Annotated in this window: 20 protein-coding genes; 12 read left to right on the forward strand and 8 right to left on the reverse strand. The window is 66.0% G+C overall.

Annotated features, from left to right (window positions below):
• Positions 1-3 precede the first annotated feature (3 nt).
• The 9 genes from rpsH (at position 4) to ACREBX_RS08595 (ending at position 5,893) form a co-directional block, all read left to right on the forward strand.
• Positions 4-408, forward strand: coding sequence for a 30S ribosomal protein S8 (rpsH, locus tag ACREBX_RS08555; protein WP_037515661.1), 405 nt, complete (start codon positions 4-6; stop codon positions 406-408).
• Positions 408-941 (forward strand): 50S ribosomal protein L6, encoded by a 534-nt coding sequence (gene rplF, locus ACREBX_RS08560; RefSeq protein WP_431561321.1) that lies wholly within the window; start codon positions 408-410, stop codon positions 939-941. Before rpsH ends, rplF begins: the two co-directional genes overlap by 1 nt.
• Before the next feature lie 3 nt (positions 942-944).
• Entirely contained in the window at positions 945-1,298 is a 354-nt protein-coding gene (rplR, locus tag ACREBX_RS08565) for a 50S ribosomal protein L18 (protein WP_431561322.1), read from the forward strand.
• A gap of 1 nt (position 1,299) precedes the next feature.
• Positions 1,300-2,013: a 30S ribosomal protein S5 gene (rpsE, locus tag ACREBX_RS08570; RefSeq protein WP_431561323.1), complete on the forward strand. Its 714-nt coding sequence runs from the start codon at positions 1,300-1,302 to the stop codon at positions 2,011-2,013.
• A 4-nt stretch (positions 2,014-2,017) separates the two neighbouring features.
• Positions 2,018-2,200 (forward strand): 50S ribosomal protein L30, encoded by a 183-nt coding sequence (rpmD, locus tag ACREBX_RS08575; protein ID WP_431561324.1) that lies wholly within the window; start codon positions 2,018-2,020, stop codon positions 2,198-2,200.
• 186 nt (positions 2,201-2,386) lie between these two features.
• Positions 2,387-2,911, forward strand: a complete 525-nt coding sequence (rplO, locus tag ACREBX_RS08580) for a 50S ribosomal protein L15 (RefSeq protein ID WP_082521560.1) — start codon at positions 2,387-2,389, stop codon at positions 2,909-2,911.
• Between the two features lie 143 nt (positions 2,912-3,054).
• Positions 3,055-4,428, forward strand: coding sequence for a preprotein translocase subunit SecY (gene secY, locus ACREBX_RS08585; protein WP_431561325.1), 1,374 nt, complete (start codon positions 3,055-3,057; stop codon positions 4,426-4,428).
• A 62-nt stretch (positions 4,429-4,490) separates the two neighbouring features.
• Positions 4,491-5,150, forward strand: a complete 660-nt coding sequence (locus ACREBX_RS08590) for an adenylate kinase (protein ID WP_431561326.1) — start codon at positions 4,491-4,493, stop codon at positions 5,148-5,150.
• Between the two features lie 47 nt (positions 5,151-5,197).
• Positions 5,198-5,893, forward strand: coding sequence for a hypothetical protein (locus ACREBX_RS08595; protein ID WP_431561327.1), 696 nt, complete (start codon positions 5,198-5,200; stop codon positions 5,891-5,893).
• On the opposite strand, the gene ACREBX_RS08600 is transcribed toward ACREBX_RS08595, so the two are convergent.
• Together ACREBX_RS08600 and ACREBX_RS08605 are read right to left on the reverse strand one after the other, a co-directional pair.
• Positions 5,890-6,417, reverse strand: a complete 528-nt coding sequence (locus tag ACREBX_RS08600) for a YceD family protein (RefSeq protein WP_431561328.1) — start codon at positions 6,415-6,417, stop codon at positions 5,890-5,892. The genes ACREBX_RS08595 and ACREBX_RS08600 overlap by 4 nt on opposite strands.
• Positions 6,414-6,944 carry a ubiquinol-cytochrome C chaperone family protein gene (locus ACREBX_RS08605; RefSeq protein ID WP_431561329.1) on the reverse strand — a complete coding sequence of 177 codons (531 nt, stop codon included), beginning with the start codon at positions 6,942-6,944 and terminating at the stop codon, positions 6,414-6,416. The genes ACREBX_RS08600 and ACREBX_RS08605 overlap by 4 nt, the downstream gene beginning before the upstream one ends.
• Before the next feature lie 196 nt (positions 6,945-7,140).
• Here ACREBX_RS08605 and ACREBX_RS08610 point away from each other — a divergent pair, with 196 nt between their 5' ends.
• Complete coding sequence (locus ACREBX_RS08610) at positions 7,141-7,623, forward strand: outer membrane protein assembly factor BamE (RefSeq protein WP_431561330.1); 483 nt, start codon at positions 7,141-7,143, stop codon at positions 7,621-7,623.
• A gap of 61 nt (positions 7,624-7,684) precedes the next feature.
• Here ACREBX_RS08610 and ACREBX_RS08615 read toward each other — a convergent pair whose 3' ends face one another.
• Positions 7,685-9,949, reverse strand: a complete 2,265-nt coding sequence (locus ACREBX_RS08615; RefSeq protein WP_431561339.1) for an NADP-dependent malic enzyme — start codon at positions 9,947-9,949, stop codon at positions 7,685-7,687.
• 130 nt (positions 9,950-10,079) lie between these two features.
• On the opposite strand from ACREBX_RS08615, the gene mutS reads away from it, so the two are divergent.
• The gene (gene mutS, locus ACREBX_RS08620; RefSeq protein WP_431561331.1) at positions 10,080-12,743 is read left to right on the forward strand and encodes a DNA mismatch repair protein MutS; all 2,664 of its coding nucleotides are present in this window, start codon (positions 10,080-10,082) and stop codon (positions 12,741-12,743) included.
• Positions 12,740-15,499, forward strand: a complete 2,760-nt coding sequence (locus ACREBX_RS08625; protein ID WP_431561332.1) for a [protein-PII] uridylyltransferase — start codon at positions 12,740-12,742, stop codon at positions 15,497-15,499. Before mutS ends, ACREBX_RS08625 begins: the two co-directional genes overlap by 4 nt.
• Here the strand turns inward: ACREBX_RS08625 and ACREBX_RS08630 are convergent.
• The 5 genes from ACREBX_RS08630 to ACREBX_RS08650 all read right to left on the reverse strand — a co-directional run bounded on the left by ACREBX_RS08630 (position 15,496) and on the right by ACREBX_RS08650 (position 21,663).
• Entirely contained in the window at positions 15,496-16,053 is a 558-nt protein-coding gene (locus ACREBX_RS08630) for a methylated-DNA--[protein]-cysteine S-methyltransferase (protein WP_431561333.1), read from the reverse strand. The genes ACREBX_RS08625 and ACREBX_RS08630 overlap by 4 nt on opposite strands.
• 80 nt (positions 16,054-16,133) lie before the next feature.
• Positions 16,134-17,093 carry an alpha/beta hydrolase gene (locus ACREBX_RS08635; protein WP_431561334.1) on the reverse strand — a complete coding sequence of 320 codons (960 nt, stop codon included), beginning with the start codon at positions 17,091-17,093 and terminating at the stop codon, positions 16,134-16,136.
• A gap of 38 nt (positions 17,094-17,131) precedes the next feature.
• A complete protein-coding gene (gene pheT, locus ACREBX_RS08640; RefSeq protein WP_431561335.1) occupies positions 17,132-19,519 on the reverse strand; it encodes a phenylalanine--tRNA ligase subunit beta in 2,388 nt (795 codons plus the stop codon).
• A complete protein-coding gene (gene pheS / locus ACREBX_RS08645) occupies positions 19,516-20,616 on the reverse strand; it encodes a phenylalanine--tRNA ligase subunit alpha (protein WP_431561336.1) in 1,101 nt (366 codons plus the stop codon). Before pheS ends, pheT begins: the two co-directional genes overlap by 4 nt.
• Before the next feature lie 144 nt (positions 20,617-20,760).
• Positions 20,761-21,663 (reverse strand): helix-turn-helix domain-containing protein, encoded by a 903-nt coding sequence (locus tag ACREBX_RS08650; RefSeq protein ID WP_431561337.1) that lies wholly within the window; start codon positions 21,661-21,663, stop codon positions 20,761-20,763.
• Positions 21,664-22,381 lie beyond the last annotated feature (718 nt).

Raw genomic sequence — 22,381 nt, forward strand, 5'->3', positions numbered from 1 at the left:
AAGATGGCAATGACCGATCCCCTGGGTGATATGCTCACCCGCATCCGCAACGGCCAGACGGCGAAGAAGGACAGCGTCCTGACGCCGGCTTCGACGCTGCGCGTCCGTGTTCTCGATGTTCTTCAGCGCGAAGGCTATATCCGCGGCTACAGCGAAGAAGCGCTGGGTGCCAAGGGCCAGCACAAGGGCATCCGCATCGAACTGAAATATTTCGAAGGGCAGCCGGCGATCCGCCATGTGGCTCGCGTTTCGAAGCCGGGTCGCCGCGTGTATTCGGGTTCGAAAGAACTTCCGATCATTCGCAACGGCCTGGGTATCACCATCGTGTCGACCCCGCGCGGCGTTCTCTCGGACGCCGAAGCACGCGAACATAATGTCGGCGGCGAAGTGCTGGCGGAGGTGTTCTGATGTCGCGCATTGGTAAAAAGGCAGTACCGATCCCGGGCGGCGTCACCGCCGCGATCGATGGCGGTCAGCTGTCGGTCAAGGGCCCGAAGGGCACGCTCGCGATGCCGCTTTCCGACCTCATCAACTATGAAGTCGGCGAAGGCAGCATCTCGGTCCAGCCCGCGAACACGACCCGCGAAGCGCGCGCTTTCTGGGGCATGCAGCGGACGCTGGTGCAGAACCTGATCACAGGTGTGACCGAAGGCTTCACCAAGGTCCTCGAGATCACCGGTGTCGGCTATCGCGCCAACTCGCAGGGCAAGATGTTGAAGCTGCAGCTCGGCTACAGCCACGATGTCGACTTCGCGATCCCCGAGGGTATCGAGATCAAGACGCCGGATAACACGACGATCGAGATCAACGGCATCGACAAGCAGCAGGTCGGCCAGGTCGCGGCGGAAATCCGCCGTTGGCGTAAGCCCGAACCCTATAAGGGCAAGGGCATCAAATATCGCGGCGAGTACATCTTCCGCAAAGAAGGCAAGAAGAAGTAAGCCATGGCACATCTTACCCAATTCGAAAAACGCCGCCAGCGCGTTCGTACCGCCCTCCGCAAGCGGGCCGGTGGGCGCGCGCGCCTGTCGGTGCACCGTTCGGGCCGTCACATCTATGCACAGCTCATCGATGACGCTGGCGGGCAAACGCTCGCTGCGGCTTCGACGCTCGACAAGGATGTCCGCGGCAAGACCGGCGCGACCACTGCGGCGGCTGCCGACGTTGGCAAGCGCCTCGCCGCTGCCGCCAAGAAGGCGGGCGTGACGCAGGTTGTGTTCGACCGCGGCGGTTTCCTGTTCCACGGGCGCATCAAGGCGCTGGCCGACGCGGCTCGCGAAGGCGGATTGGAGTTCTAATATGGCTGACGAAGTACAGAACGTCGAAGGCGCTCCCGAAGCAGCCCCCGCACCCACCGAAGGCCAGGCTCCGCGCCGCGGCCGTGGTGGTGGCGCCGGCGGCCGCGATGGTGGCCGTGGTGGTCGCGACGGTGGCCGTGGCCGCCGCGACGATCGCCGCCCGCGCGACGATGATGGCGGCGAAGAGCTGATCGAAAAGCTCGTCCACATCAACCGCGTCTCGAAGACGGTGAAGGGCGGCAAGCGCTTCGGTTTCGCTGCGCTCGTCGTCGTTGGCGACGGCAAGGGCCGCGCCGGTTTCGGTCATGGCAAGGCACGCGAAGTGCCCGAAGCCATTTCGAAGGCGACCGCTGCTGCGAAAAAGTCGATGATCCGCGTTCCGCTGCGCGACGGTCGCACGCTGCACCATGATGGTCTTGGCCATTTCGGCGCCGGCATGGTGACGCTGCGTTCGGCACCCGCAGGGACCGGCATTATCGCCGGTGGCCCGATGCGCGCCGTGTTCGAAAGCCTGGGCGTCGCCGATGTGGTGACCAAGTCGAACGGCACTTCGAACCCCTACAACATGATCCGTGCGACTTTCGAGGCGCTTGGCGAACAGACCAGCCCGAAGTCGGTCGCGCAGCGTCGCGGCAAGAAGGTTTCGGACCTGATCAAGCGTGGCGGTGCATCCGACCGCGCAGCCGAGGCGGAAGCCGCGGCGGTGACGGAGTAAGACGATGGCTGACAAGAAGATCAAGATCCGCCAGATCGGCTCGCCGATCCGTCGTCCCAAGAGCCAGCGTGCGATCCTGACCGGCCTCGGCCTGGGCAAGATGCACCGCGAGGTCGAACTGGTCGACACCCCGGAAGTGCGCGGCATGATCCGCAAGCTGCCGCACATGGTCGAAGTCGTCGACTAACGAATATCCCCTCCCGCAAGCGGGAGGGGCGGCGAGAGTTGCGAACTTGTTCGCTACTCGCAGCGGGGTGGGCAGAAGCGCGATGTCGCTGGCCCACACCAAGTTCGACTAGGGCCTGACGGCCCAAGTCTCCCTATCTTCTCCCGCCTGCGGGAGAGGAGCGCGATAAAAGCGAAAGCGAGTGCAATGACGATCAAACTTAACGAACTTCGTGACAATGATGGCGCCCGCAAGGGCCGTATGCGCGTCGGACGCGGCATCGGTTCGGGCAAGGGCAAGACCGCCGGCCGCGGCCAGAAGGGCCAGAAGGCTCGCAGCGGCGTCGCGATCAACGGCTTCGAAGGCGGCCAGATGCCGCTCCACATGCGGATCCCGAAGCGCGGCTTCAACAACATCTTTGGCAAGGATTTCGCGATCGTGAATCTGGGCATGATCCAGAAGCTGGTCGACGAGAAGAAGCTCGACGCCAAGGCTGTCATCGATCACGCCGCGCTCAAGGCCGCTGGCGTTGCCCGCGGCGGCAAGGACGGCGTCCGCCTTCTTGCCAAGGGTGAAATCACCGCGAAGCTGAACTTCGCCGTTGCCGGTGCGTCGAAAGGCGCGATCGAAGCGGTCGAAAAGGCTGGCGGCAAGGTCGAACTGCCCGAACCCAAGGCCGAAGGCGAAGGCAAGAAAGCCAAGCGCAAGGCCGAAGCGGCCGCCAAGAACTAATGCACTTTGGGGGCGGGTCGGCGATAGGTCGATCCGCCCCCGTCGCATCTGAATTCGGGCCTTTGCCCTTGCGCTTCGTGACTGGCGAACGCACATAGGCGCCGGGTCGCGGGGGCGCGGTCCGCCACTCGAGGAAAGATCATATGGCCTCTCGCGCCGACCAGCTTGCTTCCAACCTGAACTTTTCGAAGTTCGGCCAGGCGACCGAACTCAAGAACCGCATCTGGTTCACGATCGGCGCGCTGATCGTCTTCCGTTTCCTGTCGTTCGTGCCGCTGCCGGGGGTCGACCCCGTTGCGCTGGCGTCGCTCTACAGCCAGGCCGCATCGGGCGGCGTCCTCGACATCTTCAATACCTTCTCGGGCGGCAGCCTGGAGCGCATGAGCATCATCGCACTCGGCGTCATGCCCTATATCACGGCGTCGATCGTCGTGCAGCTGGCCTCGGCGCTGTCGCCGAGCCTCGCGGCGCTCAAGAAAGAGGGCGAAAGCGGGCGCAAGAAACTCAACCAATATACGCGCTATGGCACGGTTTTCCTGACCGCGATCCAGGGCTATTTCATCGCCGTCGGCCTCGAATCGCTTGGCGCGAGCAACGGTATCGCCGCGGTCGTCGACCCCGGCATGATGTTCCGTATCGGTGCCGTCATCAGCATCGTCGGCGGTACGCTCTTCCTGATGTGGCTTGGCGAACAGATCACCAGCCGCGGCATCGGCAACGGCGTGTCGCTGATCATCATGGCGGGCATCCTCGCCCAGCTTCCGCGCAGCTTTGCACAGATGTTCACGCAGGTTCGCGAGGGCTCGATGGGCGGCGGCACGATCATCGCGGTCATTGGCGGCGCGATCGTGATCATCGCCTTTATCAGTTTCATGGAACGCGCGCAGCGCCGCGTGCTTGTCCAGTATCCGAAGCGTGCGACGCAGCGCGGCGGAATGCAGGCTGATCGCAGCCATCTGCCGCTCAAGGTCAACACCGCGGGCGTCATCCCGCCGATCTTCGCTTCGTCGCTGTTGCTGATGCCGCTGACGATCACGCAGATGATGGGACAGAACGTCCAGGGCGACACCGCGACCGGCAACTTCCTGATCTCGCTCAACCAGTATCTCGCGCACGGCCAGCCGCTCTATATGCTGCTCTACGCCGCGGGCATCATCTTCTTCTGCTTCTTCTATGTCGCCGTCGTCTTCAATCCCGAGGAAACCGCCGACAATCTGAAGCGCCAGAACGGGTTCATCCCCGGCATCCGCCCGGGCAAGAACACCGCCGCCTATCTCGACCATGTGCTGACGCGCATCACCGTGCTTGGTGCGGCCTATCTGGCGGCGATCTGTCTGATCCCCGAATATTTCATCGCCGGATCGGGCCTGCCGTTCCAGCTCGGCGGCACCAGCCTGCTGATCATCGTCAACGTCACGATCGACACGATCAGCCAGATCCAGAGCCACATGCTCGCGCATCAATATGGCGACCTCATCAAGAAGGCCAAATTGAAGGGGGGCGTTGCGCGGCGCTAAAGCGCCCGCTACGTCCATCCGCGCCAGAGGAATAGGGCAACGGGCAGGAAACAGGGGCCTCCATGACGCTGAATATCATTTTGCTGGGTCCGCCGGGGGCGGGCAAGGGAACGCAGGCGGTGCGCCTGGAAGAAGAGCATGGCATGGTCCAGCTTTCGACCGGCGACATGCTCCGCGCCGCGGTCAAGGCAGGAACGCCGATTGGCGTTCAGGCGAAGGCCGTGATGGATGCGGGCGAACTCGTCTCGGACGAAATCGTCTCGGGCCTGATCGGCGAGCGGCTCGACCAGCTCGGCAACGACGTTTCGGTGATCTTTGACGGCTACCCGCGCACGGCGGCACAGGCCGAGGCGCTCGACGGCATTCTGTCGGCGCGTGGTCGCAAGCTCGACCATGTGATCGAGCTGCAGGTCGAGGAAGATGCGCTCGTTGACCGCATCACCGGCCGCTTCAGCTGCGCCAAATGCGGCGCCGGCTATCATGATCGCTACAAGCTGCCCAAGGTGGACAATGTTTGCGACGTTTGCGGCAGCCACGAATTCAAGCGCCGGCCCGACGACAATGAGGAAACGGTGCGCACGCGCATGGCCGAATATCGCGCCAAGACCGCGCCGATCCTGCCGATCTACGAAGCGCGCGGGATCGTGACGCATGTCGACGGTATGGCGCCGATCGACGAGGTCAACGACGCGATCGAAACGATCCTCGCGACTGCTGGCTAGCCAGTCCCCCCGGCGCCGGTTATTGAGGCGCAAAGGGGGACGGGCTGATGGCAATTTCCGGATATTTCGCAGGTGCGGCGATGATCGCGGCGCTTTCTTTCGCGCCGGCCACAAACGCCAAGGTCGTCGACCAGAGTGACGCCGGCTTCGCGGTCGCGCATACGGCGCAGGTCGCCGCGACCCCTGCCGACGTGTGGAAAATGCTCCGCATGCCGCAAAGCTGGTGGTCGAAGGATCATAGCTGGTCGGGCGACGCCGCGAACTTCTGGCTCGATCAGCAGGCAGGCGGCTGTTTCTGCGAAAAATTGCCCGACACCGGGTCGGGGGTGGGTAGTGTCCAGCACGCGCGCATCCTCTTTTCGAAACCGAACCAGATGCTGCGCCTCTCGGGCGCGTTCGGGCCGCTGCAGGGTGAGGCGCTGACCGGCACGCTGACAATCCAGATCAAGGAAACCCCGACGGGCAGCGCGCTGCGCTTCGACTATGTCGTCGGCGGCTATATGCGCTTCAAGGTCGCCGATATCGCGCCCGCGGTCGACAAGGTGATCGGCGAGCAGCTACTCGGCCTCGCCAACGCGCTCGGCGGCGCGCTGCCGCCGACGCGCGATGAAAAGGCCGCGGGCGAGGGGACGGAGAAGCCGAAGGCCGAAACGCCGCCCGCGAAGGAAGAGCCGGGGCTGGGCGCAGCCGTTGCCGATCTGGTCGGGGAAGAGCCGAAGGCTGCTCCCGACGAGCGCCCTTAAGCGTCGGGTTTTCCGCGCAGCTTCGCGAGCGCGGCAAACGGTCCGACCGCCTCTTCGCTGAGCACGCCCTTCTCGACAAGGATGCGTGTCGCGTCGGGGTGACGCGGGAACGGGTCGAGCGCGAGCGAGAGGGTCTGGACTGCCGCATCCCCGAGGTCGACCCGGTCGCCCTCGAGCGGGAGAAGATCCAGATCCTCGCTGCCGATTTCGATCTCTTCGTCTTCACCCACGGGCGCATCGACATCGCGCAGGAAGCGGAGATCGAAAGGTTCGGCGATCGTTGCAGGGACGGGTAGGTCGGTCGCGGCGCAAGCCTGCACCACCAGCGCCTGTACCTCGCCCTTGGCGCCGATTCCGCCCGCGATCGCGCGGACTTCGGCGGTGACGGTGAAGCGATCGAGCCCAACCAGATTCAGTCGCTTGGCAATTCTCGCACGGGTTTCGGTATCGGCCTCGACCGAAAGGGCGCGGCCATGCGCGGCATCGGCCAGCGTGACGATCAGCGAGAATTCGGGGGCGCTCAACGCGGCGCTCCACCCAAGTGATCGGCGACGACGAGATCGACCACCGGCGTGGCCGCCAGTGCTGCGCGCAGCGCCGCGACCTCGGCCACCACATGCGCGAGCCCCGCTTTGCCGGGTTCATTGCCGCGCCACAGATTGCGGACAAGTGCGGCGCGCAATTCGTCCGATCCGTCGACGGCGCGATAAACGCCGAGCCGCCCGCCGAGCGCGCTCATCATCCGCCCGACCTGCTTGCCGACGACCATGTCGCCAAAACCGATCTGGCGCATCTGCCCGTCCATGTCGTTCACGAACAATTCGGTCAGCTGAACGCCTGCGATGCCCTGTGCAGGGTCGTCGTCGATCCGGTGCAGCACCAGCGCCATCACCAGGCTGATCATGTCGAACCGGCCGTCGAGGGTATCGGGAACGGTGCCTTGCGCGTACCAGTGCGGTGCGCGCGCGGTCGCGACAACGGCGTCCCATAGCGGGCGACGCGCCTCGCGCGGGTCGGGCTGGGAGCGGAACAATTTGCTGAGTGAGATCATGCCATCCGCTTAGGCGCATTCGCGCCATCGGAAAAGGGGAGCCAAACTCTTGCCCCGCGCCGCACTCCGGTCAGCTTGTGGCAAGCTTTGCCGCGGCACAAGCAGCTTGTGCGCGCTCACCGCTTGCGGTTAAGAGGCGCGAGAGCCAGCGCCGACCGCCGGGATTAGCGGCGGACGGGCGCAACGGAGATATTTGATGCCGAATTCGATCCTTTCGCTTCCTGCCCCGCGCGCGCGCCTCGTCGTGCTCGGCCTCGCCGTCGCACTCGCCACCAGCGGCTGCGCGCAACTGAAGGGGCGGCAGGGCTATGTCGTCGATCCGCTGCTGACCGAAGCGATCACGCCGGGCGTCGACAACCGCGAATCGGTCGAAAAGACGCTCGGCCGTCCGACCTTCGTCGGCCAGTTCAGCGACAATGAATATTATTATGTGTCGCGCGAAACGCGGCAGCTCGCCTTCGCCAAGCCGCGTCCGGTCGATCAGCAGGTGCTGCGCGTCCGCTTCGACACCGCGGGCAACGTCGCCGCGGTCGATCGTACCGGCCTCGAACTGGTGAGCAAGATCAGCCCCGAAGGCGACAAGACGCCGACGCTCGGCCGTCATCGCAGCTTCTTCGAGGATATCTTCGGTAACATCGGCGCCGTGGGCGCGCCGGGTGCGGGGGCTCCGGGGCAGTAAAGGCCGAAGACACCGGCAACGGATAGGAAAGCGGCGGCGCGTTGGGCACCGCCGCTTTTTCTTATTGCGCGATCCCGCCCGCCGCGAGCACCGCGAGGGTGACGAGGTCCGACGCGGTCGATGCCATCGTCGCGACCTGCACCGGTTTCTCCATGCCGACGAGCATCGGGCCGATTACCGCACCACCGCCGAGCTCGCGCAGCAGCTTCGCCGACAGGTTCGCCGATTGCAGCCCCGGCATGATCAGGACGTTCGCGGGGCCCGACAGGCGGCAGAAGGGATAATTCTTCATCACCTTCTCGTTGAGCGCGACGTCGGGCGCCATTTCGCCTTCATATTCGAAGCCGGGCTTGCGCCCATCGAGGATCGACACCGCCTCGCGGATGCTTTCGAGCCAGCTTCCCTCGGGATTGCCGAAGGTCGAATAGGAGAGGAAGGCGACGCGCGGTTCGTGACCCATGCGCCGCGCGACCTGCGCGGTGCGCTCGGCGATGTCGGCGAGCATCTCGGCGGTCGGCCGCTCGTTGACCGTCGTGTCGGACATGAAGATGGTGTGGTGCTGATCGACGAGAATGTGGATGCCGAACGGTGTCTTGCCCTCGGCATGGTCGATCACGCGCCGGATTTCGCGCATCGACTGCGAGTAGGTGCGCGTCGTGCCCGTGATCATCGCATCGCCGAGGCCCATTTTGAGCAGTAGCGAGCCGAAGATGTTGCGGTCGCGATTGACCATGCGTTCGACGTCGCGGCGGAGGTATCCGCGGCGCTGCAGCCGTTCGTAGAGCATGTCGACCATCTGCGGCACGTGCGGCGAATTGACGCTGTTGTGGACCTCGAAGCTTTCGGCGTCGGCGACACCCATCGCGCGCAGCTTGTCGTGCAGCCCCTCGCGTCCGACGAGCACCGGAATCCCGTAACCGCCATCGCGGAACTGGATCGCGGCGCGCAGCACGACTTCCTCTTCGCCCTCGGCAAAGACGACGCGCTTCGGATTGTTGCGCGCGGCTTCATAAGCGAGCGTGAGGACCGAGGTCGTCGGGTTGAGCCGGGCGCGGAGCTGGGTGCGATATTCGTCGAGATTCGCGATCGGCCGCTGCGCGACACCGCTCTTCATCGCCGCTTCGGCGACCGCCGCGGGCACGATTTCCATCAGGCGCGGATCGAAGGGCGAGGGGATGATATATTCGGGACCGAAGCTCGATGCGCGCCCGCCATAGGCCGCGGCGACTTCCTCGGGCACCTGCTGGCGCGCAAGGTCGGCGATCGCATAGGCCGCTGCGATCTTCATCTCTTCGTTGATCGCGGTCGCATGGACGTCGAGCGCGCCGCGGAAGATGAAGGGGAAGCACAGCACATTGTTGACCTGGTTCGGATAGTCCGACCGCCCCGTCGCGATGATTGCGTCGGGTCGCGCCGCGCGCGCATCGGGCGGCGAGATTTCGGGATCGGGGTTCGCCATCGCGAAGATGATCGGCGCGGGCGCCATATCCTTCACCATCTCGGGCTTCAGCGCGCCCGCGGCCGAGAGGCCGAGGAACACGTCGGCGCCGACGAGCGCTTCGGTCAGGTTGCGCGCTTCGGTCGGCACCGCATGCGCCGACTTCCACTGGTCCATGCTTTCGGTGCGGCCCTGATAGATGGTGCCCTTGCGGTCGCACATGATGACATTTTCGTGCCGCACGCCCATCGCCTTGATCAGCGCGGTGCACGCGATCGCCGCTGCGCCGGCGCCGTTGACGACGATCTTCACCGTCGCAAGGTCGCGTCCCGTCAGATAACAGGCGTTGATCAGGCCCGCGGCGGTGATGATCGCGGTGCCGTGCTGGTCGTCATGGAACACCGGGATGTTCATGCGTTCCTTCAGCGCCGCTTCGATGATGAAGCAGTTGGGCGCGGCAATATCTTCGAGGTTGATGCCGCCGAAGCTCGGCGCGAGCAGCTCGACCGCCTCGATGAAGCGCTGGGGATCTTCGGTGTCGACCTCGAGGTCGATCGAATCGACGTCGGCGAAGCGCTTGAACAGCACCGCCTTGCCTTCCATCACCGGCTTCGATGCGAGCGCGCCGAGGTTGCCGAGCCCGAGGATCGCGGTGCCGTTCGAGATCACCGCGACCAGATTGCCCTTGATCGTATAATCATAGGCTTTCGCCGGATCCTCGGCGATCGCGAGCACCGGCACGGCGACGCCGGGCGAATAGGCAAGGCTGAGGTCGCGCTGCGTCGCCATCGGTTTCGACGCGACGATCTCGATTTTCCCGGGTCGGCCATATTCATGGTAAAGCAGGGCCTCGCGGTCCGAAAATTGCACCTTGCTGCCGCTGTCCATCATTTATCCTCTCAACTGATCCACAAGGCGCGCGCCCGAGCCCATTCCCTAGCGTCGCCAAGCGGAAATGGAACCCGCGAATCGCGCGCGCGTCTTGCCACGGACCTATATCCGTCCCTAAGCATGTCGCATGCCTGTCACCGCCCGCTCCGCTGCCAATTCGAATAGTCCCGCGCCCGCCGTAACGCCGATGATGGCGCAATATTGGTCGCTGAAGGACAAGGCGGGCGATTGCCTGCTCTTCTATCGCATGGGCGATTTTTTCGAGCTTTTCTTCGACGATGCGAAGGCGGCCGCCTCAACGCTCGACATCGCGCTCACGTCGCGCGGCGAGTATGACGGACAGCCGGTGGCGATGTGCGGGGTGCCGGTGCACGCGGCCGAATCCTATCTTGCGCGGCTGATCCGGGCCGGGCACCGTGTCGCGATCGCCGAGCAGATCGAGACGCCGGCCGAGGCGAAGGCGCGCGGCGGGTCGAAAGCACTCGTCGCGCGCGACATCGTGCGCTTCGTCACCGCGGGCACGCTGACCGAGGAGAGCCTGCTCGAAGGGCGCAGCGCGAACCGCCTCGCCGCGCTCGCGCAGATTGGCAGCGACGGCGAGGTGGCGATTGCCGCCGCCGACATTTCGACCGGGCGCTTCGAGGTCGTCGCCGTTTCTGCGCAAGCGGTCGACGCCGAACTCGCGCGGCTCGCGCCTTCGGAGCTTCTGCTCAGCGAGTCGGCCGAGGAGCTGCCGATCTCGTCGGCGCGGCAGATTGTGCGCCGCCCGCCCGCGGACTTTTCCAGCACGAGTGCGCAAAAGCGCCTCGAAAGCTTCTTCGGCGTTCAAACGCTCGACGGCTTCGGCCAGTTCGGGCGCGGCGAAATCGCGGCAATGGGCGCGCTCGTCGCCTATCTCGACCATGTCGGCACCGGTGGACCGACCTTCCTCCAGCCGCCGCTGCGGCACCTCGCGTCGGGGCGGATGGCGATCGACGCCGCGACGCGCGAGAGCCTCGAACTCGTCCGCACGATGGCGGGCGCCCGCGAGGGCAGCCTGCTCGGCACGATCGACCGCACCGTCACCGCGGCGGGCGCGCGGCTGCTTGCCGACGATCTCGCGAGCCCGCTCACCGACAAGGATGCAATCCTCGACCGGGTCGATCTCGTCGACGGGCTCGCGCGCGATGCACTGTGGCGCGGTGAACTGCGCGCGGCACTCCGGGCGCTTCCCGATGCCGGGCGGGCGCTCGGGCGCCTCGTCGCGGGGCGCGGCGGACCGCGCGATCTGGCGCAGCTGCGCGACGCGCTCGGCGGCGCACGGCTATTGCGTGAACGGCTCACGCGCCGTCCCGACCTGCCGCCCTTGCTCACGCGCCTGCTTCCCGGGCTCGACGGGCATGGCACGCTCGTCGACGAACTCAGCCGCGCGCTGATCGAAACCCCGCCGGTCGACGCCGCGCAGGGCGGCTATATCGCCGAGGGCTATGACCATGCGCTCGACGCGCTGCGCGAAACCGCGCGCGATGGGCGCAAGGCGATCGCCGCGCTCGAAGCCGACTATCGCGACCGCACCGGTATCGCCTCGCTCAAGATCCGCCACAATGGCGTGCTCGGCTATCATGTCGAGGTGCCCGCAAAGCATGCCGATGCATTGATGACGCCCGAATCGGGCTTCACCCACCGCCAGACGCTCGCGGGCGTCGTGCGCTTCAACTCGTCGGACCTCCACGAAGCCGCGAGCCGGGTGACGCAGGCGGGTGTTCATGCGATCGCTGCCGAGGCCGCGCATCTCGAATCGCTCACCGACGCAGCGATCGTGCGGCGCGGGGCGATCGCCGCGAGCTGCGACGTGCTCGCGCGCATCGATGTCGCCGCGGCGCTCGCCGATCATGCGATGAGCCATAACTGGTGCCGCCCAGACCTCGCCGACGACCCCTGCCTCGACGTAAGCGGCGGACGCCATCCGGTGGTCGAGGCGGCGCTCGCGAAATCGGGCGAGCGCTTCGTGCCCAATGACGTCTCGCTGTCGCAGCGCGACCGGCTCTGGCTGGTCACCGGCCCGAATATGGGCGGCAAGTCGACCTTCCTCCGCCAGAATGCGCTGATCGTCGTGCTCGCGCAGGCGGGCGGTTTTGTCCCTGCGGCATCGGCCAAGCTCGGCCTAGTCGACCGGCTGTTCAGCCGCGTCGGCGCCAGCGACAATCTCGCGCGCGGGCGTTCGACCTTCATGGTCGAGATGGTCGAAACCGCGGCGATCCTCGCGCAGGCGACCTCGCAAAGCTTCGTCATCCTCGACGAGGTCGGGCGCGGCACCTCGACCTACGACGGGCTCGCTCTCGCTTGGTCGGTGGTCGAGGCGGTGCACGAGGTGAACAAGTGCCGCTGCCTATTCGCGACGCATTATCACGAGCTGACGCGGCTTGCCGAAACGCTGAACGCGCTGTCGCTCCACCATGTCCGCGCGCGCGAATGGCAGGGCGATCTGGTGCTGCTCCACGAACTAGCCGAGGGGCCTGCCGACCGCAGTTACGGCCTCGCGGTCGCGCGCCTCGCGGGCGTTCCGGCAGGGGTGGTCAGGCGCGCCGAAGCCGTGCTGGCGAAACTCGAGGCGGGGCGCGAGAAGACCGGCGGGCTCGCCGCGGGGCTCGACGACCTGCCGCTGTTCGCCGCGACGCTCACCGAGGCACCCGCGGCGGTGCGTGACGCGTTGCGCGAGGCGCTGGCGGACATCGATCCCGACGCGCTCGCGCCGCGCGAGGCGCTCGACGCGCTCTATACGCTCAAGCGGCTGATGGCCGACGCGCCATGAGCGACCTGTTCGACAATCTCGACCAGCGCCGCGCGATCATCGACCGGCGCGATCTCGCGGCGCAGCTCGACGCGATCGCCGCCGAAAGCGGCGATTCGGGGAGGCGCCGCCGCGCGATGGTGGCACTGCTCAAGACGGCGCTCGATGACGGGCGTGCCGAAATCGAACGCCGGCTGCTCGAACGGCCTTCCTCGGGTCGCGTCGCGGCGAATGCGATGGTGTTCCTGATCGATCAGATCATCCGCCTCAGCCATGATTTCACCGTCGGCTATCTTTATCCGTCGGCGAATCGGTCGGCGGGCGAACGCATTACGCTGATCGCGGTCGGCGGTTACGGCCGCGGCGAAATGGCGCCGCACAGCGACATCGACATCGGCTTTTTGACGCCGTTCAAGCAGACGAGTTGGACCGAACAGGTAATCGAGGCGCAGCTTTACACGCTGTGGGATCTCGGGCTGAAGGTCGGTCATTCGAGCCGCTCGCTCGACGAGATGGTGCGCGCCGCGAAGGAGGATCTGACGATCCGCACCGCGTTGCTCGAAGGGCGCTTCATCTGGGGTGACCGTGCGCTTTACGATCAGGCGTCGGCGCGCTTCGATGCCGAGGTTGTCGCGGGCAATGCGCGGGCTTTCGTCGCCGAAAAGCTGGCCGAACGCGACGAGCGCCATAAGCGCATGGGCGATTCGCGCTATGTCGTCGAACCCAATGTGAAGGAAGGGAAGGGGGGGCTGCGCGACCTCCATACGCTCTTCTGGATCGGCAAGTTCATCCACCGCGTCCGCACCGTCCCCGAGCTTGTCGACGCGGGGCTGTTATCGGGCCGCGAGCTTCGCCAGTTCGAACGCGCCGAGAATTTCCTGCTCGCCGTGCGCTGTCACCTTCATACGCTCGCGGGGCGCGCCGAGGACCGGCTGACCTTCGACTTCCAGCGCGAGATTGCGGCGCGCATGAAATTCGCCGACCGCCCGGGAAAGAGCGCGGTCGAACGCTTCATGCAGCTCTATTTTCTCCACGCCAAAAGCGTCGGCGACGTCACCGGCACCTTCCTCGCGCATCTCGACGACCAGATGGCGACGCGCGGGCGGCGTTTCCTGCCGACGATCCGGCGGCGGCCGGGCAAGCTCCACGGCTTCGTGCTCGACCGCGGCCGGCTTGCGTTGCCGAGCGACGATTTCTTTCAGGCAGACCCGGTGCGGCTGGTCGAGATTTTCGCGCTCGCCGACAAGCATGGCCTCGAAATCCATCCGCAGGCGATGCGCCAGGCGCGGCACGACGCGAAGCTGATCGACGCGCGCGGCGTGCGGCGCATCGCGCGCGCGAACGAGCTGTTCCTCGACGTACTGACGTCCCCGCGCGATCCCGAAACGGTGCTGCGCTGGATGAACGAGGCGGGGGTGTTCGGCCGTTTCGTTCCCGATTTCGGCCGCGTCGTCGCGCAGATGCAGTTCGACATGTATCATCACTATACCGTCGACGAGCATACGATCCGTGCGATCGGCCTCCTTGCCGACATCGAGCAGAACAGGCTCAAGGAAGACCATCCGCTGTCGACCGCGATCATGGACCAGATCCATTCGCGGCGCGTCATCTACCTCGCGGTGCTGCTCCACGACATCGCTAAGGGGCGCGGCGGCGACCATAGCGTCCTCGGCGCCGAACTCGCGCTGCGCGTCTGCCCGCGTCTCGGGCTGAACGAAGCCGAGACCGAGACGGTGTCGTGGCTCGTACGCTATCACCTCCTCATGTCGGCGACCGCGTTCAAGCGTGATCTTGCCGATTTCAAGACGATCCTCGATTTTGCGCAGGTGGTGCAATCGGCAGAGCGCCTGCGTCTGTTGCTCGTGCTCACCGTCGTCGATATTCGCGCCGTCGGTCCGGGCGTATGGAACGGCTGGAAGCGTCAGCTGCTCACCGAGCTATACGACGCCGCCGAAGAAGTCCTGCGCCTCGGTCACAAACAGCGCGGCCGCGAAGCGCGAATCGAAAGCAAGAAAGAAGCGGTTGCTGCGCAGTTCGGTTTCGACCGGAAAACTTTCGACAAGGTCGCAAAGCGCCTTCCCGAAAGCTACTGGATCGCCGAACCGGTCGAGGTCATTGCCGCCAACCTGGTCCATATCCGGCAGGCGGGCGAAGCGCCGCTGCACATCGCCGCGGTGCCTGACGACGATCGCGGCGCGACGCTGGTGATGGTGCTCGCCGCCGACCATCCGGGCCTTTTCTATCGCATCGCTGGCGGCATCCACCTCGCCGGCGGCAACATCATCGATGCGCGCATCCACACGACGCGCGACGGGCTCGCGCTCGACAATTTCCTCGTCCAGGATCCGCTCGGGCGGCCGTTCGCCGAGGCGGGGCAGATCGGCCGGCTGACCCGCGCGATCGAGGATGCGCTCGCCAACCGACACAAATTGCTGCCGAAACTCGAAGCGCGCGCGCTGCCGCGCACGCGTGCCGAGGCGTTCCGTGTCGCGCCAAACGTCTTTGTCGACAACAAGGCGTCGAACCGCTTCACGGTGATCGAGGTCAATGCGCAGGATCGTCCCGCGCTGCTCAACCAGCTCGCCTATGCGCTGTTCCAGTCGAAGGTCACGGTGCACTCGGCGCATGTCGCGACCTATGGCGAGCGCGCGGTCGACACTTTTTACGTGACCGACCTGATCGGCGACAAGATCGACAGCGCGGCGCGGGTGAAGAGCCTCGAGAAACGCCTGCTCGAAGCGGCGACGAGCCACAGCGAGGATGCGGTCGCGGCCTAGAAATCAAACCCGTGCTGAACCGGCGCGACGGTAACCGGCACGCCTTCGAGTTCGAGCATCCGGGCTTTGGACGTTGAACCGCCGGGCGCAGAGAAACCCCCGATCTTGCCGCCCGCGGCCAAGACGCGGTGGCAGGGGACGATCAGCGGGACGGGATTCGTCGCCATCGCCTGTCCGACGGCGCGGGCATGTTCGGGACCCGCGTCCAGCGCCCGCGCGACGGCGCCATAAGTGGTCGTTTCGCCCCAGCCGAGCTTGCGTACCAGAGCATAGACTTGTGCGAAGAAGGCAGGCTGTTCGCCCAGATCGATGGGTACATCGAAAAACTCGATCCGCTCTCCTTTGAAATAACGGATTGCCGCGTCGATGACCGTCCCTATTTCGGCTGGGGGCTCGGTACGCATCGCGTCGGGCAGGCGGCGCAAAACGGCGCGCTCGGCTTCGGCTGCGGTCGCCGCAGGCAGGCGAAAGCTCATAATGCCGGCGCTCGTCCAGCCGATAGCGGCGACACCGGCCGCGGTTTCGAAAAGCTGATAGTGGCTATGGCCGGGCATGTCCGTCCCTCATCTTCGGTCCGATATAGGGCAATATTTCGCCAAAACCATACGCCGACGATGTTTGCCCTGCCGTCCCTTCAGCTGTTTGCCGGCCCCGCCATGGCCGCCGCCGCCGCCAGCAGCCCGCCGTTGAAACGCTGCGACAGCGCGGCGTCGGGGATCGCATTGAAGGCATGGATCGCGCCGGCATAGCTGTGCAGATCGACAGGCACGCCGGCCGCAACGAGCCGGCGCGCATAGTCGAGATTTTCATCGAAGAAGAGATCGAGGCTGCCTGTCGCGATATAGGCGGGCGGCAGGTTCGATAGATCGTCGGCGAGGCTCGGCGAGAACCAGCCGCGCCGTTCGTCGTCGGCCTCGTAATCGCCCTGCAGCGCGCGCCAGCCGAAGCGGTTACTCGCGCGCGTCCAGATGAATTCGCCGGTCATGGGGTTCTTGTACGGACAATCGTCGCTGCCGGTACGATGATCGAGCATCGGATAGGTCAGGAGCTGGCCCGCGATCGCCGGGCCGCCGAGATCGCGCGCCATGATCGCGAGTGCGGCGGCAAGTCCACCGCCCGCGCTCTCACCCGCGACAATGATCCGGCCCGCGTCGAACCCGAGCGCATCGGCGTGGCTTGCGAGCCACGCCAGCGCCGAATGGCAATCTTCCTGCGGCGCGGGAAAGGGATGTTCGGGCGCGAGGCGATATTCGACCGATGCGACCGGAACGCCGGCGGCAGCGGCCAGCGCCGCGGGTCCGGCCTGCATTTGCTCGACCGATCCCATCACCATGCCGCCGCCGTGGATGTGGAGGATCGCGCCACCACCCGGACGCGTTGTGGCCGGGCGATAGAGAAAGACTGTTATGTCGGGTCCGCCATGGATCGACGGCACGACCAGCCTCTCGGGCGCGATGACCGGCGGCGGCAGGATCGAATAAGTCTCCGCCGCCTTGGCACGAATTTGGGCGATCGGCGCCGAATCGAGATCGACGCGTGGAAACAGGTCGATGATCGGCGCGATCTCGCGGTCGACGAGGTGGCGGGTGTCCATGACGAAACTCTCCCTTTCTTCTCTCGCCGAAGCGAAGATCAGCCGCGCAGCGTTGCCCCGGCCTTCGCCGCGGCGGCGACCACCTTGTCAGCGATCGCCTTCAGCTCGGCGTCGGTGAAGCTCTTCTCCAGCGGCTGCAGCTCGACCTCGACCGCGAGGCTCACCTGACCCTCGGGCACGCCCTGACCGCTGAAACGGTCGAACAGGCGGGCGTCGACGATGCTCGCCTTGTCGGCGCCGCGGATTGCGCGCACCAGATCGGCGGCGGTCAGGCTCGTCGGCGCGAGGAAGGCGAAGTCGCGGCGTACCGATTGCAGCGCCGGCGGCGTGAAGGCGGCGCGCGCGGGGCCGCTTGCACGCTTCGCGGGGATCGCATCGAGGAAGATCTGCACCGCCATCACCGGGCCGTCGACGTCGAAGGCGCGCGTCAACAGCGGGTGGAGCGCGCCGAATTCGGCGAGCACGGCCTTGGGGCCAAGGCGCAACGTCGCCGACTGACCGGGGTGCCATATGCTGCCGGTCGTGACGGCCTCCATGACCTGCAACCGGTCGGCGGGCGCGCCCGCGGCTTCGAGAAGCGATAGCGTCGCCGCCTTGGCGTCGAACGCATCGAACGGTGCGGCCTTGCCCGCCTGCCAACCGCGCGCGCGCTTGTCGCCGGCCATGAGGATCGCGAGCGTCGGATGTTCGGCGTCGGACAGATAGCGGCGACCGATCTCGAACAGGCGGATGCTGTCGGCGCCGCGATTCTGGTTGCGCTGTGCCGCGGCGAGCAGGCCGGGGAGCAGCGACGGCCGCATGACTTTCAGGTCTTCGCTGATCGGATTGGCGAGCGACCACGTGCCGCCACCGAACGGCACGGCGTCGCTTTCGCTGATGAACGACCAGGTGACGGCCTCGTCGAAGCCTGCCGCGGCCGCGGCGCGGCGCAGGCGGCGCTCGAGCAGCTGTTCGGCGGTCGCGGTCGGTTTCGCGACGCCGTCGGTGCGCGGCAGCGGAACCGATGCCACGGCGTCGAAGCCGATGATGCGCGTGACTTCCTCGACTATGTCGGGGGCGCCGTCGACATCGCGGCGCCAGCTCGGCACAGCGACCTGCCAGCGGCCACCATTGTCGATCACCGAAAAACCGAGCGCGACGAGAATTTCTTTCTGCCGCTCGGGGTCAATCGCGATGCCGCCGAGTGTTGCCGACAGCGACGGATCGTAATCGACCGTCTTCACATCGGCGGGCGGCGCGCCCGCGCGCGTCACGGCAGAGGGTGTGCCGCCGCAGATCGCGAGCACATGCGCGGTGACGATCGCGGTCGCGTCGTCGAGGAACGCCGGATCGACCCCGCGCTCGAAGCGGCTGCGCGCATCACTGGTCAGCGCGAGCGCCTGACCGGTCAGCGCGATGCGTTCGGGAGTGAAATAGGCGATTTCGATCAGCACGTCGGTCGTCGTCTCGCTGCACCCGCTATGCTCGCCGCCCATGATGCCGGCGATGTCGTGGACGCCGCTATCGTCGGCGATCACCGTCATCGTGCCGGCGAGCACATAGTCCTTGCCGTTGAGCGCGGTCGCCGTCTCGCCATCCCTGGCGCGCCGCGCGACGAGCGCGCCGGTCAGCTGGGCGCGGTCATAGATATGGCTCGGGCGGCCGAGGTCGAACATCACATAATTGCTGATGTCGACGAGCGCCGAGATCGAGCGCTGGCCGACCGCTTCCAGACGGCGGCGCATCCATTCGGGCGCGGTGCCGTTGGTGACGCCGCTGATCGTGCGGCCATAGAAAGCGGGGCAGCCTTCGGGATCGTCGGTGCGGATTTCGGTCGCGGACCGACCTTCGCCTACGATCGTCGGGACGTCGAGCGGCTTCAGCGTACCGAGCCCGGCGGCGGCGAGGTCGCGCGCGATGCCGCGCACGCCCATGCAATCCTGCCGGTTCGGAGTGATCGAAATGTCGATTACCGGATCGCCCGCGCCGCTATAGTCGGCGAAGCTGGTGCCGATCGGAGCGTCGGCGGGCAGTTCGATGATCCCGTCATGATCGTCGCCGAGCTCGAGTTCGCGCGTCGAACACATCATGCCGTTCGATTCGATCCCGCGCACCGCCGCGATCTTCAACTCCATGCCGTTCGCCGGCACGATCGCGCCGGGCAGGCCGAGTACGCCGACCAGGCCGGCGCGCGCGTTGGGTGCGCCGCACACGACGGTCAGCGGCGCGCCGCCGTCGCCGGTATCAACGGTGAGCACCTGCAGCTTGTCGGCCTGCGGGTGGCGTTCGGCGGTCAGCACCTTCGCGACGCGAAAGCCCGCGAGCCTTTCGGCGGGATTCTCGACGCCTTCAACCTCATGGCCGATGCGGTTGAGCGTGGCGACGACGTCATCGACGCTCGCGCTCGTGTCGAGATGCTCCTTGAGCCAGTCGAGCGTGATCTTCATGCCGAAACTCCCCCGCTGAGCGTCGGGACCGACAGCGCGCCGAACCCGTAATGCGACAGCCAGCGAAGATCGCCGTCGAAGAAGGCGCGCAGATCGTCCATGCCATATTTGAGCATCGCGAGCCGGTCGACGCCGACCCCGAAGGCAAAGCCTTGCCACTCGTCGGGGTCGAGCCCGCAATTCGCGATGACGCGGCGGTTGACCATGCCGCTGCCGAGGAGTTCCATCCAGGCATGGCCTTCTTCGTCGCCATTGCCGCCTACGATGCGGCGACCCTTTTCCTGCTTATAGCCGACATCGACCTCGGCCGACGGTTCGGTGAAGGGGAAATAGCTGGGGCGCAGGCGCAGCACGATGTCGTCGCGCTCGAAATAGGCTTTGAGGAAGGTTTCGAGGGTCCATTTGAGGTGGCCCATATGGATACCGCGGTCGATGACGAGGCCCTCGACCTGATGGAACATCGGGGTGTGCGTCGCGTCGCTGTCGCTGCGATAGACGCGGCCCGGCGCGATGATGCGGATCGGCGGCTCCAGGCTCATCATCGTGCGGATCTGCACCGGCGACGTGTGGGTGCGGAGCAGTATCGCGCGGCCCTCGGCATCGTTCATCTGCGCCGGGAAATAGAAGGTGTCGTGCATCGCGCGCGCCGGATGCGTTTCGGGAATGTTGAGCGCGGTGAAGTTGCGCCAGTCGTCCTCGATCTCGGGACCCGTCGCGACGGCGAAGCCCATGTCGGCGAAGATTTCGGCGAGCTCGTCCATCACCTGGCTGACCGGGTGGACGCTGCCGCGCGGGGCCGCGTCGGCAGGCAGCGACATGTCGATCGCTTCGGCGGCGAGTTTGACGTCGAGCGCCGCGGCGTCGAGCGCCGCCTTGCGCGCGCCGAGCGCCGCGGTGACCGTTTCGCGCAGCGCGTGGATTTCGGGGCCTTTCGTCTGCCGCTCGTCGGGGGTCATGCCGCCCAGCGTCTTGAGCAGCGCGGTGATCGTTCCCGCCTTGCCGAGCGCGGACACGCGCAGCGCCTCGATCGCGTCGAGGTCGGCAGCCGCCGCTATGTCGCCCATCAGCCGGGTCTGAATGGCCTGAATATCGCTCATTGTCGTTCGTCCTGTTCCGGCGGCGCTGGCGCTGCCGGCCTGCATTTCTTTGATTCTGTGGATAGGGCAGCTACCCGCGCGTCCGTCGCCTGCCGCTTGCACCGAACGCGCGGCGCGGGTCAAGCCACTTGGCGGAAAACGGGGTTATCCGGTCGGCTTATGGAGGCCCTGTACCGCGGCGCCGGCAGCAGCAGCCCGCGCAAACGCTGCGGCGCCCAATATCGGCTTGGGGCGCGCGGCATAGTCGCGCGGGCTCATCCCCATGAAGCGCTGGAAGTCGCGGGTGAATTGCGCCTGGTCATAGTAATGATGGTCCATCGTATCGATCCACGCCATCGACGGGTCGAGCATGAACCGCGCGAGCGAGCGCAGGAAGCGCTGGCGCAGCAACAGCAATTTGGGTGAAAAACCGAAGGCGCGGTGGCTCAGGCGCTCGATCGACCTTTCGGAGAGCGACAGCTTCGCCGACAGATCGGCCACGCTCGTCACCTCGTCGTCGACCAGTGCGCGATGTGCGGCGAGGATGGAAGGATCGTCGGGCGGCGCATCGGCGAGGAGGGCGCAGACATGGGCGTCGATCAGCGCCGCCGCAGCGTCGACGTCGTTCACTTGCCGCAAGGCGTCGAGCAAGGGCGCAAAGGGGGTAAAGGCCGGGTGGGTGACGCCGTCGGCCAGGCGGTCGGCCAGGTCTTCGGCGGGCAAGGGAATGAATTTTGCCCAGCCCATCGGCAGGATGCCAATACCCCAGGCGCGCATATTGCCCGCCGCGAAATAGGTGGCCGTGCTCGTCGGACCGGTGGCGACGAAGCGGGGTGTCTCGACCACCGGGCTGTCACCGATCGCCGCGAGCGGCCGGTCGCCCTCGACAAATCGCAGGTTCGCCCATTCGGGGTGCAGATAATCCTCGACCCGGTTGCCGTCGGGTACGGCGACTTCGCTCAGATAGATGGTGCTGACATAGGGGCGCAGAGCGGGCGACAAGGGGAAGAAGCGCGTGGCGATCCGCGCGCCGGTCGGGGGTTGAGAAGATGCGTCGCGTTGCGGCATGCTGTCCCGTTTTAGCTGGCAAAGTGCATGAAAAACAATGTCCCGATGTCGGCTCGTGTCGGGTTCCTACAATTTTCTGCGCGCGGGCTGCGTCATAGTTGGTCGTCCGCTTCGAAACGGAGCGTGCGAGGAGAATCGTGGCGTGACGCCAATGGATGGGGTTTGGCGGGGACCTGAAACAGACGACTGATTTTCCGAGCTTTGTTCCGGCCGGCAGCTTTCTGCGACCCACGGCTATTCGGATCGGACGGGGGGGCGATGGTTTCCGTTTGGAACCATTGTCGAGGCGGTGCGGAGCGGGAGCTCCGCGCCGCCTCTTCATTTGGGTCGGTAGATGCCCGCTTTGGGTGGGGAAGCGGACATTCCTACCTTTCGTCATCCCGGACTGGATCCGGGATCCACTGGCTCAACGGTAATTGTGGACCCCGGATCAAGTCCGGGGTGACGATGGGGACATATCCTCCCTGTGCCGCAGGCATGGGGAGGTGGCAGCGCGAAGCGCTGACGGAGGGGCTAGTGGCGCGAGGCCGCCTCCCCTCCACCCCCGCGCTTCGCGGCGGTCCCCCCTCCCCACGGCTGCGCCGCAGGGAGGATCAACGTCGGCAATCGGTGGTGGGTTCAACGTGTGGCGGCAACACTTTAATCTTTGGAAGAAGATGGAGTGTAGCGATGAAGCAGCGACGGCGGATATATTACACGGCCTCTCAGCGTTCGGAGA

Source organism: Sphingopyxis sp., assembly GCF_050725655.1.
In the GTDB taxonomy this organism is placed as follows: Bacteria; Pseudomonadota; Alphaproteobacteria; order Sphingomonadales; family Sphingomonadaceae; genus Sphingopyxis.

What these genes read in the sequence shown, in the direction of transcription:
- rpsH (WP_037515661.1), top strand. Translation starts at nt 4, where the DNA reads ATGGCAATGACCGATCCCCTGGGTGATATGCTCACCCGCATCCGCAAC.
- rplF (WP_431561321.1), top strand. Translation starts at nt 408, where the DNA reads ATGTCGCGCATTGGTAAAAAGGCAGTACCGATCCCGGGCGGCGTCACC.
- rplR (WP_431561322.1), top strand. Translation starts at nt 945, where the DNA reads ATGGCACATCTTACCCAATTCGAAAAACGCCGCCAGCGCGTTCGTACC.
- rpsE (WP_431561323.1), top strand. Translation starts at nt 1,300, where the DNA reads ATGGCTGACGAAGTACAGAACGTCGAAGGCGCTCCCGAAGCAGCCCCC.
- rpmD (WP_431561324.1), top strand. Translation starts at nt 2,018, where the DNA reads ATGGCTGACAAGAAGATCAAGATCCGCCAGATCGGCTCGCCGATCCGT.
- rplO (WP_082521560.1), top strand. Translation starts at nt 2,387, where the DNA reads ATGACGATCAAACTTAACGAACTTCGTGACAATGATGGCGCCCGCAAG.
- secY (WP_431561325.1), top strand. Translation starts at nt 3,055, where the DNA reads ATGGCCTCTCGCGCCGACCAGCTTGCTTCCAACCTGAACTTTTCGAAG.
- ACREBX_RS08590 (WP_431561326.1), top strand. Translation starts at nt 4,491, where the DNA reads ATGACGCTGAATATCATTTTGCTGGGTCCGCCGGGGGCGGGCAAGGGA.
- ACREBX_RS08595 (WP_431561327.1), top strand. Translation starts at nt 5,198, where the DNA reads ATGGCAATTTCCGGATATTTCGCAGGTGCGGCGATGATCGCGGCGCTT.
- ACREBX_RS08605 (WP_431561329.1), bottom strand. Translation starts at nt 6,944, where the DNA reads ATGATCTCACTCAGCAAATTGTTCCGCTCCCAGCCCGACCCGCGCGAG.
- ACREBX_RS08610 (WP_431561330.1), top strand. Translation starts at nt 7,141, where the DNA reads ATGCCGAATTCGATCCTTTCGCTTCCTGCCCCGCGCGCGCGCCTCGTC.
- ACREBX_RS08615 (WP_431561339.1), bottom strand. Translation starts at nt 9,949, where the DNA reads ATGGACAGCGGCAGCAAGGTGCAATTTTCGGACCGCGAGGCCCTGCTT.
- mutS (WP_431561331.1), top strand. Translation starts at nt 10,080, where the DNA reads ATGCCTGTCACCGCCCGCTCCGCTGCCAATTCGAATAGTCCCGCGCCC.
- ACREBX_RS08625 (WP_431561332.1), top strand. Translation starts at nt 12,740, where the DNA reads ATGAGCGACCTGTTCGACAATCTCGACCAGCGCCGCGCGATCATCGAC.
- ACREBX_RS08630 (WP_431561333.1), bottom strand. Translation starts at nt 16,053, where the DNA reads ATGCCCGGCCATAGCCACTATCAGCTTTTCGAAACCGCGGCCGGTGTC.
- ACREBX_RS08635 (WP_431561334.1), bottom strand. Translation starts at nt 17,093, where the DNA reads ATGGACACCCGCCACCTCGTCGACCGCGAGATCGCGCCGATCATCGAC.
- pheT (WP_431561335.1), bottom strand. Translation starts at nt 19,519, where the DNA reads ATGAAGATCACGCTCGACTGGCTCAAGGAGCATCTCGACACGAGCGCG.
- pheS (WP_431561336.1), bottom strand. Translation starts at nt 20,616, where the DNA reads ATGAGCGATATTCAGGCCATTCAGACCCGGCTGATGGGCGACATAGCG.
- ACREBX_RS08650 (WP_431561337.1), bottom strand. Translation starts at nt 21,663, where the DNA reads ATGCCGCAACGCGACGCATCTTCTCAACCCCCGACCGGCGCGCGGATC.